The 14950-nt window shown below is 61.2% G+C and carries 15 protein-coding genes; 6 read left to right on the top strand and 9 right to left on the bottom strand.

Translation table 11 applies throughout. The features are described 5' to 3' along the window. Nucleotides 1-41: 41 nt before the first annotated feature. Nucleotides 42-650 carry a plasmid pRiA4b ORF-3 family protein gene (locus MKK70_RS07505; protein ID WP_243946642.1) on the bottom strand — a complete coding sequence of 203 codons (609 nt, stop codon included), beginning with the start codon at nucleotides 648-650 and terminating at the stop codon, nucleotides 42-44. Between the two features lie 161 nt (nucleotides 651-811). On the opposite strand from MKK70_RS07505, the gene MKK70_RS07500 reads away from it, so the two are divergent. Beyond that, on the top strand, nucleotides 812-1984 hold the full coding sequence (locus MKK70_RS07500) for a helix-turn-helix domain-containing protein (RefSeq protein ID WP_147726703.1): 1173 nt from the start codon (nucleotides 812-814) through the stop codon (nucleotides 1982-1984). A 35-nt stretch (nucleotides 1985-2019) separates the two neighbouring features. Here the strand turns inward: MKK70_RS07500 and MKK70_RS07495 are convergent, their stop codons facing one another. Next, nucleotides 2020-3966, bottom strand: a complete 1947-nt coding sequence (locus MKK70_RS07495; protein ID WP_243946641.1) for an ATP-dependent nuclease — start codon at nucleotides 3964-3966, stop codon at nucleotides 2020-2022. Between the two features lie 70 nt (nucleotides 3967-4036). Further along, nucleotides 4037-4177: a hypothetical protein gene (locus tag MKK70_RS07490; protein WP_187276105.1), complete on the bottom strand. Its 141-nt coding sequence runs from the start codon at nucleotides 4175-4177 to the stop codon at nucleotides 4037-4039. 250 nt (nucleotides 4178-4427) lie between these two features. Between MKK70_RS07490 and MKK70_RS07485 the strand changes: the two genes are divergently transcribed. From MKK70_RS07485 to MKK70_RS07475, 3 genes are all read left to right on the top strand, one after another. Further along, entirely contained in the window at nucleotides 4428-5048 is a 621-nt protein-coding gene (locus tag MKK70_RS07485) for a hypothetical protein (protein ID WP_243946640.1), read from the top strand. Nucleotides 5049-5197: 149 nt separating this feature from the next. Continuing rightward, nucleotides 5198-5809 (top strand): hypothetical protein, encoded by a 612-nt coding sequence (locus tag MKK70_RS07480; RefSeq protein WP_243937964.1) that lies wholly within the window; start codon nucleotides 5198-5200, stop codon nucleotides 5807-5809. Nucleotides 5810-6017: 208 nt separating this feature from the next. Then, entirely contained in the window at nucleotides 6018-7172 is a 1155-nt protein-coding gene (locus MKK70_RS07475) for a hypothetical protein (protein ID WP_243946639.1), read from the top strand. An 804-nt stretch (nucleotides 7173-7976) separates the two neighbouring features. Here the strand turns inward: MKK70_RS07475 and MKK70_RS07470 are convergent. Both MKK70_RS07470 and MKK70_RS07465 read right to left on the bottom strand, forming a co-directional pair. Beyond that, nucleotides 7977-8783 carry a hypothetical protein gene (locus MKK70_RS07470; protein ID WP_243937962.1) on the bottom strand — a complete coding sequence of 269 codons (807 nt, stop codon included), beginning with the start codon at nucleotides 8781-8783 and terminating at the stop codon, nucleotides 7977-7979. Between the two features lie 287 nt (nucleotides 8784-9070). Continuing rightward, a complete protein-coding gene (locus tag MKK70_RS07465; RefSeq protein WP_243946638.1) occupies nucleotides 9071-10003 on the bottom strand; it encodes an STM4504/CBY_0614 family protein in 933 nt (310 codons plus the stop codon). A gap of 656 nt (nucleotides 10004-10659) precedes the next feature. Between MKK70_RS07465 and MKK70_RS07460 the strand changes: the two genes are divergently transcribed. After that, nucleotides 10660-11310 (top strand): hypothetical protein, encoded by a 651-nt coding sequence (locus tag MKK70_RS07460; protein WP_243937958.1) that lies wholly within the window; start codon nucleotides 10660-10662, stop codon nucleotides 11308-11310. A 22-nt stretch (nucleotides 11311-11332) separates the two neighbouring features. Here the strand turns inward: MKK70_RS07460 and MKK70_RS07455 are convergent, their stop codons facing one another. The 4 genes from MKK70_RS07455 to MKK70_RS07440 form a co-directional block, all read right to left on the bottom strand. Next, a complete protein-coding gene (locus MKK70_RS07455) occupies nucleotides 11333-12208 on the bottom strand; it encodes a DUF4336 domain-containing protein (protein WP_243946636.1) in 876 nt (291 codons plus the stop codon). Between the two features lie 34 nt (nucleotides 12209-12242). Next, entirely contained in the window at nucleotides 12243-13007 is a 765-nt protein-coding gene (locus tag MKK70_RS07450) for a hemerythrin domain-containing protein (protein WP_243946634.1), read from the bottom strand. Between the two features lie 172 nt (nucleotides 13008-13179). Next, a complete protein-coding gene (locus MKK70_RS07445) occupies nucleotides 13180-13344 on the bottom strand; it encodes a hypothetical protein (RefSeq protein WP_187276161.1) in 165 nt (54 codons plus the stop codon). A gap of 251 nt (nucleotides 13345-13595) precedes the next feature. Further along, on the bottom strand, nucleotides 13596-14681 hold the full coding sequence (locus MKK70_RS07440) for a site-specific integrase (RefSeq protein ID WP_243937952.1): 1086 nt from the start codon (nucleotides 14679-14681) through the stop codon (nucleotides 13596-13598). A 114-nt stretch (nucleotides 14682-14795) separates the two neighbouring features. Here MKK70_RS07440 and MKK70_RS07435 point away from each other — a divergent pair, with 114 nt between their 5' ends. Beyond that, entirely contained in the window at nucleotides 14796-14933 is a 138-nt protein-coding gene (locus MKK70_RS07435; RefSeq protein WP_187275488.1) for a hypothetical protein, read from the top strand. Nucleotides 14934-14950 lie beyond the last annotated feature (17 nt).

The raw sequence follows: 14950 nt of genomic DNA, 5'->3' as shown, positions 1-14950 counted from the left end.
ACCGCCCGCTTTCCCTCTTCGCCCTCATCCGCTGAGGGGCTTCACGGCCGACCTCGGCCCTTCACGAACGCTGCCTGCCCGATGGCACGTCGCCGGGCCAACTTTGACACTCCGGCCTCAATGGTCTCTCGGTCCAGCCCATCAGGATCGAACGGGCCGCCGTACCACTCCAGCATCCCCTTGCGCTCACGGTGCCGAGGCTTGGTGACTGCCTCAAGGAACTCCTCGAAGCCCATCGTGCCGCCCACGTCCTCGGGTGGTGCCCGTCTCGCCCCGTCGAGAAAGCGCGGGTAGGCGATTGCGGGGTGAGCAGGGCCGACCTCTTCGACCGTGATGGTGTGCTGCCAGTTGTCCCCGAAGTCGTAGGTATAGGCGAAGGCGGTGGTGCCCCGATCCACAAGCGCCCCGAGCTTGGTGGACTTCGCGCTGCGGGTGTTTCCGTCATGCCACTCAGGGTCGGGGATGACGTACCGAACAGCCCCCTCCTGAAACTCGAAGAGGTGGTAGTTCTGGAAAGGCATCGCCGCCTGGATCACCTCATGAAGGAGCTTGAGACTAGCTGCGAGCGGCACCTCGACGGTCCGCCAGATGGTTGGCTCGGTGTCGTCCAGGGTGATGCGGAGGCGGGCGATGCGACTCGGCTCAGGCATACCGCAAGGTTACTGCTCGGCGGGCAAGGCGCAACACTCGGAGGGGGCGTTAACCGAGCTAGCTTCGCGAGCGCTTTGCGGTGGCCTGAGTAGGCGGTTACTTTAGCAGGAGAGGAGGGCGTGTCCCGTCTCTCCCTCGCCCAATTCGCACAGGTGCCACGATGCTCCCGCAGGCAATCGACGCGCTGACGTTCAGCGATGTAGAGGCGATGGTGGAAGCGGGCCTCCGGGAAGGGCGTACGCTGGACTTTAAGCAAGCCCTAGTGGGCGGCAAGGACGACGACAAGCGCGAGTTCCTGGCGGACGTTTCCGCCCTCGCCAACACGGCCGGCGGCGACATCGTGTTCGGCATCACGGAGGCGCAGGGCGAGGCTACGGGCGCTCCTGGCATCGAGTTGGCGGACCCGGATGCGGAGGTGTTGCGCCTGGAGGGCAGCCTACGGTCCGGCCTTGAGCCTCGCTTGCCGAGGGTGGAGGTACGGTGGCTAGCGGGGCCGAGCGGCAAGGGTCTTCTTTTAGTGAGAATCCCGCGCAGCTACCTCGGGCCGCATCGGGTGACGTTCCGCAACCACGGGCACTTCTACGGCCGGACCAACGCCGGGAAGACCGCCTTGGACGTGACAGAGTTGCGGGCTGCCTTCCTGTCCGCCGAGGGTGTACATGATCGCATTCGCCGGTTCAGGAACGAAAGGCTGAGCATCATTGAAGCGGGTGAAGGACCCGTAGGTTTGCGAAGCGGTGCCAAGGCCGTCCTTCATGTGGTCCCCTTAGAGACGTTCGCGGCGAAGCGGGATGTCGGGATAGACCGTAACCACGACCTCATTTTTCCCTTCGGCCTCGCGGGCGGCAGTTTCAATGCCCGCCATACCCTGGAAGGTTTCGCGACGTTCTCCGGCCAGGAGCAGGACCCTGACGGCACCTACGGCTACGCGATGCTTTTCCGCTCCGGCATCATCGAGGGGGCTGCCACCGTAGGCCACAAGGGTGAAGACGGATGGTTCATCCCCGCCTCGACAGTTGAATGGTCTGCTCTACAGGCCTTGCAGAGCTATCGCGAGAAGCTGACAAAGAAGGGTGTCGAGCTGCCGCTCTACGTCTTCCTCTCACTCATCGGAGTTCGCGGCCACAATCTCTCCAGCTCTGGACGGGCCTTCGACCTAAAACGGCCGACGCGGACCGATGTGCTGCTTTTGCCCGAGGCCGTCATCACAGACCCGCAACAAACTGATGAGGAGGTCTTACGGCCAGTCTTCGATAGGCTATGGAACGCCTTCGGCTTTGATCGATCCTTCAGCTTCAACGCCGCCGGCAAGTACACCGGCGAGCGGTACTAAAGTGTGACTGCCCGGACCCCCGTGGCGGCAGCTATCTAGTGAGCCGTGCAGAACTCCAAGATCGAGTCGCACAGCCGCTCCAAACATGCCGGTCGGCATTCGCCCTTGTGGAGCGCATCGAGCCGCGCCGCTACATGGAGGGAGTTCTTCTTAAGGCCGCCAGCGTTGCCATACAGGCGGCTGGCAGCCTCTGCGGACTGAGACCAGCGCTCCGCACCAACCTCGGTCTCCGCGACCTTCGCCAAGTCCGTGTGCCACATCACAAACCGATTGTGCCAATAGGTCTCAGTCGGGAATGGCGCCCACCCTGTAGCGCCTAACAGAGCTAAGAGCGCTTGGTTGTCTCGCTCATGTACAATACGCCTAGACCTAGCAGTATCTGGATTGACATGGGCAATTTTGTCTCCGTCACCATCAAAGACGACGAACGCAGAGATGCCTAGCGCATCAGCCACGATAAGCGGCTGAATGATCTCGCTCTTCCCGTTAACAGGGACTAGATGGCAGCTATGCTTCCGCATAGTATCCCACCGTTCCGTGAGCACCATCCAGGCGTTGATGTAGGCAACGTCCTCTAAGCCCTCGACGAGAACGATGCGGGGAGCGAAAAACATTTCATTGAGCATTGGCTGCATGACCTGATGCAGCTTCGCCAGGATTCCATCTCTCGCCAGCAATGGCTCCCCGGTTACCTCTGCCAAGCGCCGGCTTACATCTTCAAGTCTTGCACTGGTCACGCGCGACATGCGTTGAGCCCGATCTTTGCGGACAAGGCGCACACTGTCGAACCCACGGCCCTCAATGAAGAACGGGCTGTGCGTGGTGATGATGACCTGTGAGTTGCTGTCGCTCAGCTTTTGCAGAACCGACGCTAGGTGCCGAGCCTGTGGCGGGTGCTGATATAGCTCCGGCTCCTCGCACCCGAGGATCAGTTTCGGGCCTTGTTCATCGTCGTTAGACGCCAAGCCTTGCAGAAGCGCCATAATGTAGGAGCGCTGCAAGCCGTGCCCAAAGCGCGATATCTGGCCCTCGAACTCGCCATCACCTGCAAGCAGTCTCGCGGACGGCTCCTCAAGCCGAATGGAGGTCTTGGTGTCTTGGTGCCAAAGCAGTTTCGCTGTTGCCTCCGGGTGCGACCACTCCGCCAAACGCCCTTGGAGAGCCGCTGATATTTCATCGAGAGCGCCTTGCTCGGCAGCGACCATCTCGCGGTACTGAGCTTCGGCGGCGTCCCGAAGGCCCTTCATCTTCTCCGAGAAGTTGACGCGAGCCCGGACTGTCCGGCTCAAGAGCCGACTGAATGCCGTGTTCTTCGCTTCGGCTTGCTCATCGGCGGCATCTTTCACCGCCGGGATGTAGACCCACTGCACATAGGCTCTGAGCCGGCCCACCGCTTGGCTCACCCCGTAGAACTGATCCTCGCTCGGAAGAAGGACGCAAAGGTCAGGATGGTCGGTCTCGAACTCGCGGAGAGCTGCGGCCATGTCAGCCATCGAGGTGGCGGCCTTCACACCATCGTGGGCGCCCCGGAGGCGCAGGAAAATCTCTTTCAGTTCTGACGCCTTAGCGCCGTCCGATGCTCGCTCGAAGTACGGAGCAAAGGCTTCCATGCCCAGCCGATTGCCATACTGGACTACGACCGCGTGACCCGCCGTAGCATCGTAGTTGGCGCGGGCCGTAATGACCAACTGTCCTTGCCTAAAGTAATCCTTGAAGTCAGCCTGGGCCGCCTCGTTGAGCGCTTCAAAGGTTACAGTGATCTCGATGGGCTGGGAGGTATCTTTTTGATAAAAGTCCTCTGCATCGAGGTGGCTCAGGCTTGTTGCGCTATTTTCCGTCTCTCGGAAAAATATATTAAGAGCGCAGAGGATAGTCGATTTACCCGCTCCATTGGCACCGACCAAGCAGGTATAATCGCTTAGCCCGATGGTCTGATCCCTTGGCGACCGCAAATTCTGAATGCGAACGGACTTTATCTTCATGGGCCTGCGGCGGGCTTCGAGTGGCGCCGGCAGCATATCTGAACCTAAACGAGCGCCTAGAGCATCAACCCTAGGTAGCCAACACTTTTGAGCTGCCGATGCGCACACGCCACAGGTGTAGCGCGAGGCTGATGCCGGTTGCGAGGGTGAAGGCGGCGGTGGCGTCCATGTGCGCGGCATCGGTGGCCGCGATGTCGGCTTCACGCTGCATAGGCTCGGCTGCGGTTCGGGCAAAGCTCCGCCGTGGCGTGCCCAGTGCGGGCAGCAGGCTGGTCTTCGGCGCAGAGGTGTCTGCCCCGGTTGAGGGATTACCGGCAGGACCACTCCGGTGAGTTGGACAGGGATCGCACGAAAGGCCGACTCAGCAGCAATTATCGCCCATCAATTTCCGCTTGAAATGCCAAATTTCAGCACTATGTATCGGCTTGTAACTGGAGCTTCCCCCCGCTGTCAGGATCGCCATGAACTCTCATTCGACCGACCAACTCGCTGTCGCTCTCGCTGGCTTGCGGCAGTTCCTCACTCAACCGTGCTCCGCTCAGACACTGCGGCTTCTGCTTCTGGCGGAGGTCGGCGGGATCACTCGTATTGCCGTCGAAGGTGAGGCAGGCGGCCTCCCAGTCATCGAGTTCAACCTAGAGGATAAGGACGGTAAAGCTCTCCGGTGCCGCTGCAACCCAGGCGCCTATGCCATGCTGTTGCTCATCGTGGTGTGCGGGCAGAGTGTTTTCGTGGACGCCACCAACGGCCGGCGTTACGTGAAGGTCTTCGGGAGGAAGGCCCGGAGCGCGGGAACGGTCTTCTCCAGGCTGATCGCCGGAGCGGAGTCCGAAGAAGACTTTGGTTATGCAGACGGCGACACGCTCAATCTGACGTGTGCGAACATTGTGTTCTCACGGAACAACCGGCGCACCGCCAACGACACGGTCGATAACTATGGCGAAATCATCATCTCCGTGGTGGACGCACCCGATGCACTTTTCCCCGGCACTCCAGGAGACAAGACGGAAGCCGCCAAGCAACTCCTCCGCATGGCGATGGACGGACTGGAGGAGGATCGGCAGGCGGTGGTTCGCGCGTGAACCGTCGCGCTGCAATAGCGAACGCTCGGGGGCTCCGACCGGGCACGGTCGCACTCCGCGAGCGGACGGCCTATCGGGCGGATGGCGCTCTCCAGGTCTGCGTTGCGGCGGGGTGCGGACGGCCACCAGCTGCCTTAGCGGGGAAGGGCTTGTCCCTTCTCTACTGCCGTCGATGCTGCCAACGAGCCAACCGACACGGCTGCCACTGGAAGCAGACATATCCCGCCGCCGTCCTCGACCCGTACCGCAAGGCCGCCGAGCGTTTCCTCAAGACTCACCCGAACGACATTTGGGTGGTGGCGGCCATGCACGCCCTGGACTGCCTCATGGCGGACTCTGGGCCCGTGGAGCGGATCGTGGACGTGAACGAACTGCTAGATCCACCGGCAAAGGCGCGTGCCTCCCTCGCTCGCCTGCGCCGGGCCGGGATCGCACCACGGCGGCTCCTAGTGAACTACCTCGCGGTCTGCGCCGCCATCGCGGAAGACTCCGTTTCCCCCGGCAGCGAGACAACAGAGTACCGGCGGGTCCAGGCGGCCAAGGCAGTCTTTCGACTCGCGAGCGGCTCCCACGTGGTCTATGGGCCGGGGTCCCGATACGACCGCTATCCTCGTTCCGCCGGGTTGGCGCTTCGGCACCTCGGGCTGATGCTGGAGGAGGCGTGCGAGCATGTCCGCGAGGCACACCTGCCCGCCGTCCTCAGCCTTAGATCTACGCTCGCCCTCTCGACACAGGGAGGGAGCGATGCTGCTACGGCCTGACTGGCGGAAGGATGCTGCCAATGTGGAGACGGTAGGCGCGGTGGTCTCGCAAGCGAGTGATATGGCAGAGGGGTCAAGGGACTCACATAATGCTCGCCATGAGCATATGTTCAATCCGTGGTTGACCTGTAGTCTTCTCACGGTCCGGGCCGTTGGTGACAACATCATAGGCCATTGGACCTACGTCGGAACGCCTCGTGTCCGCCGCATGCGCGAGAAGGACAGACAAAGCCGCGACGCTATCGCCAGGACCGTTTTCGCCAACTTGGCATACGCCGTCGCGCTTGGTTTGGAGCCCCCTACCGTTGGCGTAAGTCTGAGGGCGGCCAAGCAGAAGCACACGCGTTACGACCGCAAAGGCTTCGGCAATATGCCGAGCGTAGTTGAACTCTTAGCTAGCTACGGCGACTCGGTGCTCTCACTCCATCGCTCCAGCCGTAAGGGGACATCGAGTTCGATAACGATCAGCGAAAACTGGGCTTCCACTCTGCGCAAAACTAAGATCGGGCTTCATCATTTCAGCCAGGAGCCCGGCCGCGAGACCATCTATCTCGGCAAAGTGGAGCGCGACTTTGCCGGCCGAGAGGAAAGCCGCGAGCTGATAGACTACGCGGACACCGACGAGACCCACCGGTACCGGGCGGAGATGAAGGCGATCAACGCCTTCCTCGCTTCGTCCGACATCAGCTTGGAGGATCACGAGGGCAAACCTTGCCCGACCAGCTTCCCGTTCCTTCGTCGGCATTTCAACGTCCAGCCTGATGATCCCGAGGGAACCGAGCGCTTCGACCTCGGGGGGCGCCTATTCGGGGGCTGGTGGCAGACACTCGCTAAGGACCAACGCCACCGAATTCGCATCAAGGGAGAACCGGTTGCGGACCTGGACTTCGACGCAATGTTCGTGCGGCTCGCGTACCTCCGCGCTAATCTCACGCCGCCGCCCGGCGACCTCTACGCAGGCCTTCCCGGACTCCCAGGGGCGCCGTGGCGGGCGGGGGTGAAGAAGGCGGTACTGGCGATGCTGTTCCGGCGGACCCCGCTCACGCGTGTCCCACGGGGCACCAGTGGCGAGCTTCCTCCAGGCACCTCGGGGCCGCAGCTTCGGGCCGCGATCCTCGCTGCGCATCCAGCTTTGGCGCCGATCTTCGAGACGGGCATCGGGCTTAGCTTGATGTTCACCGAGTCCCAGGTGATCGTGAAGGCGCTACTGGACCTCGCGGACCAGAAGATAACGGCTCTACCGATGCACGATGGCCTGATGGTCGCCCGCTCGAAGGCGGACAAGGTTGCTCGCATCATGAGCGACGCGGCGGAGACGGTCGCCGGCCATCGCCTGCCTATCTCATTGAAATCGCTTTACTAGTTACCTCCCATCTAAAGGGTACCAGGGGGTCATTAAGTAGAGCCATTCGATCCTCCCAAGCAGCTGGTGATGGTATTGTCCCCTCACTCGCCCCCCCTCCGGCCGCCGACCTCATGTCACCGTCATTGCAACCATTCGGTCCTATCGCACAGCCATGTCGGCAGTGGGTCTACGGCTCTGCACCACCGGACCCATTTGGGTGCTCCAGGGGAGATCTCATGCCACCCACGGTACCCAGTGGCACCCCCGAGCAAGGGCATCAGGTACCCCTCAGAAGGAAGGGGGGGCAGGACTGCACCTATCATGGGTGCATCAAGACCTGGCAGTGAGGGAGGCCCGATGCCAACTCGGTGACGGGCTAGATGCCGGCTCAGAGTTGCCCGGTGAGAGGTAGACTACAGGGGGTAGTCGACTTGAGGCGTCCTGCTTCTTGGTCACCTTGAGTACAGCAGCACCGAGAAGCTTGAAGAGTGCAGAAGAGGCATTGAAGAAGAGGGGGTCTAGGCCGCAGGCGTCGCTTACGGGCACTGTGTCTGCGTGCCGAGAAGCAGCCGGCAGGTTGCTGATAGCTCTCCCGAAGGTGCGCGTGGCTGTTTTCGAGCAAGCTGTAAGCACCGTGCGGCTTCCGCCGCGCTGAAGGGCCCTAAGACGGACCAACAGGCGGGCGCGGGGACCATCGCGCATGTGGGTCAAGCGTTCGGAGTGGACCTGAACGGGATGGTACCGGAGCAGTAGGCAAGCGAGATGGTAGCCGAGGGTTAGGCATTTCGTATGTCTGGCTTTGGCCATTGCTCCCGCCAAGGCTCATGAGATTTGCGCTATGAAAGCATCAATCGGATTTTGCAGAAAATTGTATTTCAAATGCTTTGCTTCGCGGAAATCCTCCGTGATCTCGGGTTTTTGGCTGCGGTAGTAAAGAGCGGTTTTCGCGTATGTTTGAACTGAATCATTTAGGCAGGTGGTTTCGCAAGGATGCAAAGATAAGGTCCTCAGTTTCGGATTAACGCTATACTGCGTAGGACGCGCATATAAAACGCTTATATTCGGGGTTAATGCAACAAGTATCTTTGGACTTGAAGGCGCGGCTGCCGGTGTGACGATATTGTGATAAAAGCCATCTCCAAATATAAACTCTCGACTGACAGAGTACATAATTACAAACTTACCGCTTGTGCCGATAGATTTGACTGCCCTGTCAAAAGAGTCGCGCATATTCATCCCTATCAGGGTGCTTCTCTCTGGTTCATTAATTGGACCTCGCAGACTCTCGGCTACGCTTACAGCGGCTTCTCGATTCATAGGGCTACGCACCGCGAGTGACACTATCCCCTGAACGAGCTTCTCTATCATTTTGTCAGGCGATTCTTGAACGATCAACCGCTCTGTAACAGCCGAGGTCGCAGGCTTCAGCTCCCGCTCAAGGCTGTCTAGCCAGGCAATCACAGAAGGGAAATTACTGTCGGCGTTTTGGAATACCGGCTCGAAGGACTGATCCCAAGCCGTTGACTCGTTCGGATTTCGCCCAAGCTTGATGTGATGCCCGTTACCAATCACTCCAAAATTTTTCGGTGGCGCTCGGCGCACAAGCCCGGTCGGGTCGAGCCAGTTCACGCAACCGTCAGCGTCTTTCCAGAAGCTTGATACGCATTCCGGCCACCAATGGTGGCGTTCTGATTTGAGCCGACTCACCGCTAGCTACCCCGCCAATTCATCCAATGAGCCACCGCGAAGACCGCAACGGCCACCACGGGGAACAGCGCGAGGAAGGCCGCCGCACACCGGAGGTCCCGCCCCGCTTTACCGTCGTCAACGATCACCTGCCGGGCGAGAGCAAGGGTGGGCGTCAAAGCGACCAGGAGTGAGGCCGTTGCGACCGCTGCTTTGGGCACGCCGATGCGTCATTCGCCCGCACTTCGAAGTGAAGCGTCACGCTGTGTCAGATAAAGGATCATGGCAGCGGTCTGATGCAATTGAAGTGCTGCCAGTTCCGGCGCAATAACCCGAGGAGTAGTGCCGGCGCCGTGCCCACCTTCCTTGTTTCGGATGGTCGGCGTCGAACTTTCCAGCAAGCCCTTAAGATGATTCAGGCTGGTAGAAGCGTATGGCGCAATGAATCCTGCCGTAGCCGCAGCTTGGATCAATTTGCTGGCCGTATCGTTGCCCCCTATCGGCCAACTACGGGCAGCTCCTATTACTTTAAGTACACTTTCAAAGGCTTTTCCGCAGTCGATAATACAATCTTCTAGTTCTCCATTGCGAAATGCCTGATGTGCCGATCTGTATTCCTGTTCTGCCGCAGCAAATCTCTCTTGGTTCAACAAGCCTAATGCGGGCAGTACAACCTCTTTGTGCATGTGCATGGAGTCAATTCGCACTATGTCACCTGAGACATATTGATAACCAATAGCCGCCTCTTGCATGCGCGCATTGAACTCGGCGATTGCTTCGTCGGGGCTTGAATGCCTGCCGAAATAGTACTCTTCCTTACCTCTAACCAGCCTATCTATTCCGCGCATTGAATACTCTACGCCGTCCAGCCACGCTTCTACGTCATTTGTATATTCTAGCCATCTCAGAAACTCATCATCTGCATTCCGCGCATGTTCAGTAAGCTTATGAACTCCTACCTCTTTTCGCATCTCACGCGCAATATATTCGTACAGCTTACCGGCGGCGCTATTGTTTCCGTTGTGATAGTATGTCCCTATGGCGCCACGAATGATTTGTACGGTTTGAACTTTTACCTTTTTCGGTACTGATTCGTACTTATATACCTCCACGTCGCTTGCTTCGCTCAATCTGCGGCGGCGAGAATAGGTCGGCGGAAGCATTCTACGCTCCTGTGAATTAGCGTCGCGAGATGGTAATATCACATGAGGCAAACTATTCTTCGCCTCGCACCGCCTTCGGGGCTTCGATCCGACTTAACTCCTCCGCGAGAACGTTCAAGCTAAACTTCTGCCCTTGGTCCCGACCGACGCCCCCCCCCCCCCCGGCGCGTGTGACCAGTGAGAGCATCGTGGCCTCTACTCTTACCCCCGCCATCCAACCCACCGAGCCATCGCGAACACCGCCACGGCCACCACGGGGAACAGCGCAAGGAAGGCCGCCGCACCCTGCAAGCTCGCATCCGCGGTCCCGTCCTTAACGATCACCCGCCGGGCCAGCGCGAGGGTCGGCGCGAGGGCGACAATAAGGAACACCGTAGAGCCCGTTGCCTCCCGCATCCCAGTGGGTCTCCTCACGCCAGGACCGGGCAAAACTCGCAAGCGACCAGCGAGCCCTACAATGGGCGAAGCCCGCCATAGGCCGCCCATACGGCCCAGCCCAAGGCGGACCCACCCGCCCTATCCTCGCGTTGACGGTTCGCCTACCCGCCAGCCTGTGAGGTCGCCCTGTGGCACTTGGAACCGTCTCGGAGCTACGTCGGCCCGTCCCGCTCGGATTGGCCATTGCTGTCGTCGCCTTGCTCGCTGTCGGGATCATCATGGCCGTCCAGCAGGGCAATGAGCGTCGGGCGCATGCTCGGCACATCACCATGCTCGTGACAGCCCAAGAAGACTTCCGGCGGCAGCTTGCCCAGCAACAGGCGACGGCAGGCACTCTCACCGAGTTGCAGGCCAGAACCGCAGCAAGCGAGCAGGAGGGCAAGCTGGCCACTCAGAAGCTCGTGACGGCCAGGGAGGAGCTTGCCGCCTTGGAGCTTCGCCGCAGCGAGTTGCAGCAAAGAGCGGAAGAGGCCGACAAGATGGTTAGTGCCCAAGAGCAGCAGCTTGTTGCTATCCAGGCCCGGGCTCAGCAGTCGCGCGATGCCTTGGCGGTAGCTGCGCGAGACATAGCCCTCGCACACGCCGAGCGAGGCCAGATGCAAGATGCCGTTACGAAGTTGAGCGCGGAGAAGCTGATTAGCGCCTCTGAGCTGGAGGCGACCCGTAGCAAGCTCGCGGAGACGCAAGGCCAGCTTTCCTCGGTTGCAGAGGACCTCACGGCGAAGACCGGGGAGCTGGCAAAGCTCGACAAGCTGCTTAGCGTGACGCGCCAGCAGGTCGCCGCTCAAAAGGAGCCTACCGAGGGCGCAGTTAATCAGAACCGGGAGATTGATCCTGAGGCAAACCCAGGAGCCCCGGCGGCGAAGTAGACCTTAGCACTGGGCTCCCACCTCAGACATCGGGCCGCCTCTGCCTACGGTAAGCCACCACCGCAACGAGACCCAGCAGCGCCGCGGCAGCAAGGACTGTAGAGGTTCGTGGCAGGGCGACCGGGAGCATGCTCGACTGTGGAAGCCGCCGCTCGCCTTCGACGGGGCCGAGAAGCCACAAGAGCGAGCGCCGCAGTTGGCTCGTAGCGTCGCGGTTGAACCAATGGCCATGCGTGAAGATGACCCGATCCGGGTTGAACGCCACGAGCCTCCAAGCTGCGAGTGCGACCTCTCGATGGTTCATGCGGAGGAGGAGGCGGAGGTAGAGCGGTGCCTTGCCGTTCGGCGCGACGATCCCGAGCACGCGGGCGAGGGTCCGAGGACCAACCGGTAGGAGGTCGCCTTCCAGGTTGATGATGAGGTCCGTGAGGAGGAGCGTCCTGCTTGGTCGGTGGAAGAGGCAAACCTCCTTGAACACAGGGCCTTTCACCAGCACTTGGTCAATCTCGCCCGCCCATATGCGAGGTGGCTTGTTCGATAGCTCTGCGTCGATCCGAACCCCGGAGCGGCGAACCTGCCCACGGTCCTTAAGCCCAGGGACCGCCCAGGTGATCGCGTTCTGGCAAGCGGCCTGCCAGTCTTGAAGGAACATCCAATGGCCCACGCTCGGGGCCACAAAGTGCTCGACGCGGCCCAGCGCCTCCAGAGCGCGGTGCAGGCTCGGGCGGTACGGAACAGGCGAATGCAGCAGTAGCCCGCCTCCAGCCAGCCGCAGCACCGTCATGCGAATGGGTAAGGGAATGCGGCCCGGGTGAACCGGCTCCGCATCCACGATCCAGACACCTTCGGCAACCTGCTTCGGCGTATTCAGCGGCGGGTAGCTAATGTGATCGGTCACGCCGCCAATCTCCTGTCCGCTCTCCGTCTTCACCTCAGGTGAACCGCTGGGCCGAGATCGGATCGCTTGCGGGGAAAGTCTCCTCAAGCCCATCATCGAGCAACCGCTCCTGGCGATCCCTCCCGATGCTGCTCGTGTCGCGGCCGGCCGGCACGGATGCCGTTGCCGGGTTGATGCCCCTCTGCCCAGCGTACGATACTGAGCGACTGTTCGACCTTGAGCGGCTGTTAGACCGGCCGAGATAGCCACCCTGCCAGAGCAGGTACCCAAGGCCGGCTACGGCAGTGCCGACGATAACGCCGAGTCCCATCTCACTTGACACAAGCTCGCTAAATCGAGTGGGACGGCGCCCCTGTATGACCCGCGTCTTAGCCCTGATGAATACGCGGGTCGCATCCCGGACCTCGTCCGCCGAGAGGACCTTTTGAGCCGCGGGCAGCAGTTCGCGCTTGAGCCGGTGAAGGTGCTGGTCAACGAGGAAGGTCACATCCTCAAAGGTGTCGAGCCAGCCTTCGGAGCCGTTCCGGCGATACCGGGTCAGCCCGTTAAGCTGCCGCATGAACTCCCTGTGCCCGGCATACAGCTCGGCGGCGAGTTGGCTCGTCTCAGGCCGCTGCGCGAGGGCGCCATACAGGCTGTATTCGATGGCCGAGGCGTGTGACTCCAGCTCGTCAATCAGTTCACCGAGGAGCGTCTCGCGGCTTCGCACGACACCGGGTCCGTTCAAGGCCCTCGGCGCCTCATGGATGAGATGCTCGATGTTCGCGTGGTCGCGTCCGATGAGCTGCCAGACATCCATAAGCGGTACTCCCTAAGTTGTACCTCCTAACCGTCTCGCTCTCTGGCTGTTCCTCGGCGTGGTTCTTCGCGGCTGGACTTTCCCAAAATTGCGCTGGCGTTTGCGGATGGCAGGCACTTCCGGGGAGGGCTCGGCGGAATAAAGCGCATTACCGTGAGGGCCATTCGGAACTTCAAGCCGAATGCAGCATGCCCCTGAGATGGGCCGGCGACAGGATGAGGCCGTCGCTCGTGGTGACCCAAGGCGTCCCGGTGCCGTCGTTGAGCGCCTTGAGGGCTTCATCCAGCGCCTCTTGGAGGCTGGGTAGCTCCCTCGGCTCCGTGGCCTTCGTGCTCATGTCGGCAGGCCATACGGTCAACGATGCCGGGCCTGAGAGGGAATGGTGGTACTGCATCATAATTCTGCGCTGGCCAATTTCCGCCGCTCGATGGCCGGCGATTAAGGCAATATATGGCACATCCCACTCGGAGAAGGCCCTGCGGCGATAGAGCGGGCTTAAAGCGTCAGAGGGTTACTGGCACCATGGGACAACTACTGTGCGGCGGCCGGGCGGGATGCCGTTCGGCTTAGACCTCCCACCGCAGAGCCTCACCTGCCTCGCCGCTTGGCGCTCGCCGGCTCAGGGGCCCATCGTGACCGCCGCAAGAGTGCGGGCGCCGAAACCACCGTAGGCGCCCCGAGCTTCGCCAGTTTGTCCGCCAACGCCTCGGGCCTCAGGTGGGTATACCGCATCAGCATCCGGGTATCGCGGTGGCCGCTGATGAGGGCGACCTCAGGGATGCTCAGGTTCAGCTCGAAGAACCGGCTCACAGCCTCGTGCCGGAGGTCGTGGTACCGGAAGTCGGGGAGGGGGGCCCGCTTCATCACCCACCGCCACGCCGTCTTCACCGCGTCCTCAGTCGTCGGAAAGACCCGAAGCTCCCCCGAGGCCGCCACCGCCATCCGCTCCCGGAGCACCGCCAAGGCCCGCCCAGTCAACGGTATGGTCCGCGCGTGGCCATTCTTCGCGGTCGGGATGAGCAGGGTGCGCTTGGTCCAGTCGATATCCTGCCACTGCATTCGGAGGACCTCTCCGCGCCTCATGGCGGTCTCTAGGCCCAGTTCGACCATGGGCAGGACGTTCGGGTTCCGAGATCGCCGGCACCCCTCCCGCAAGACCTCCCACTCACCGGCCTCCAAGCGTCGAGTCCGGGCATTGAGCACCTTGGGCTTCACTACGAGGGCGAATGGGTTCTCGGAGAGGGGTACGTCCCAGACCTTCCGAGCAACCTCGAAGGCATGCCGGTAGAGGGCCAGTTCCCGGTTGATGCTTGCGGGCTTCACCGTGCGGAGCCTGAGGTCTCGGTGGGCAGCCACCTTGGCGACCGTGAGGGCGCTCAGGGGCACCTTCGCGATGGCATGCTTGAGCAGCACCTTCACCGCCATTGCCTCCCGGACGGCTCCCCTCTTGGTAGGGGTCACGGTGTCTCGGTAGCGCACCATGATGTCACCCACGGTGAGGGTGTCGAGAGTCCTGAGGCCAACCGGGAGACCCCTCCTGTCTGCCTGGGTCTCGGTCTGTCGTGCCCAGGTCTGAGCATCGGCCTTGGTGAGAAACGACCGGGTCATCGTAGCGGACCCCTTACGCCTCACCTGGACGTGCCACTTGTCGTTCCGCTTCCTGATGGTGGCCATGGGTCTCACTCACTGTGCCCAGATTGTGCCAGCGAGTTCCGCGAGGGTATCCTGTCGCCTCCTACCCCTACCTACCCCCTAGACCGGGGTGGTGCCCTAAGGCACTATCAGTGCATGGCTTTGTACGTCGTCGCCATGAACCTCGAGACCACCGAGGAAGACCTGATGCACACGGTCTTCCCGCACCCGACGCTGTCCGAGATGATGCACGAGAGCGTGCTGGATGCTTATGGGAAGGTGATCCATACTTGAATTCTAAGATTGCAAAA

The organism is Methylobacterium sp. E-041 (genome assembly GCF_022829665.1).
Classification (GTDB): Bacteria; Pseudomonadota; Alphaproteobacteria; order Rhizobiales; family Beijerinckiaceae; genus Methylobacterium.
Note: the sequence above shows the minus strand (reverse complement) of the source record. Positions and strands in the feature narration are given on the sequence as shown.

Excerpts from the sequence above, each read along its gene's own strand:
- MKK70_RS07505 (WP_243946642.1), bottom strand. The coding sequence starts at position 650 with ATGCCTGAGCCGAGTCGCATCGCCCGCCTCCGCATCACCCTGGACGAC.
- MKK70_RS07500 (WP_147726703.1), top strand. The coding sequence starts at position 812 with ATGCTCCCGCAGGCAATCGACGCGCTGACGTTCAGCGATGTAGAGGCG.
- MKK70_RS07495 (WP_243946641.1), bottom strand. The coding sequence starts at position 3,966 with ATGAAGATAAAGTCCGTTCGCATTCAGAATTTGCGGTCGCCAAGGGAT.
- MKK70_RS07490 (WP_187276105.1), bottom strand. The coding sequence starts at position 4,177 with ATGCAGCGTGAAGCCGACATCGCGGCCACCGATGCCGCGCACATGGAC.
- MKK70_RS07485 (WP_243946640.1), top strand. The coding sequence starts at position 4,428 with ATGAACTCTCATTCGACCGACCAACTCGCTGTCGCTCTCGCTGGCTTG.
- MKK70_RS07475 (WP_243946639.1), top strand. The coding sequence starts at position 6,018 with ATGCGCGAGAAGGACAGACAAAGCCGCGACGCTATCGCCAGGACCGTT.
- MKK70_RS07465 (WP_243946638.1), bottom strand. The coding sequence starts at position 10,003 with ATGCTTCCGCCGACCTATTCTCGCCGCCGCAGATTGAGCGAAGCAAGC.
- MKK70_RS07460 (WP_243937958.1), top strand. The coding sequence starts at position 10,660 with ATGGCCGTCCAGCAGGGCAATGAGCGTCGGGCGCATGCTCGGCACATC.
- MKK70_RS07450 (WP_243946634.1), bottom strand. The coding sequence starts at position 13,007 with ATGGATGTCTGGCAGCTCATCGGACGCGACCACGCGAACATCGAGCAT.
- MKK70_RS07445 (WP_187276161.1), bottom strand. The coding sequence starts at position 13,344 with ATGAGCACGAAGGCCACGGAGCCGAGGGAGCTACCCAGCCTCCAAGAG.
- MKK70_RS07440 (WP_243937952.1), bottom strand. The coding sequence starts at position 14,681 with ATGGCCACCATCAGGAAGCGGAACGACAAGTGGCACGTCCAGGTGAGG.
- MKK70_RS07435 (WP_187275488.1), top strand. The coding sequence starts at position 14,796 with ATGGCTTTGTACGTCGTCGCCATGAACCTCGAGACCACCGAGGAAGAC.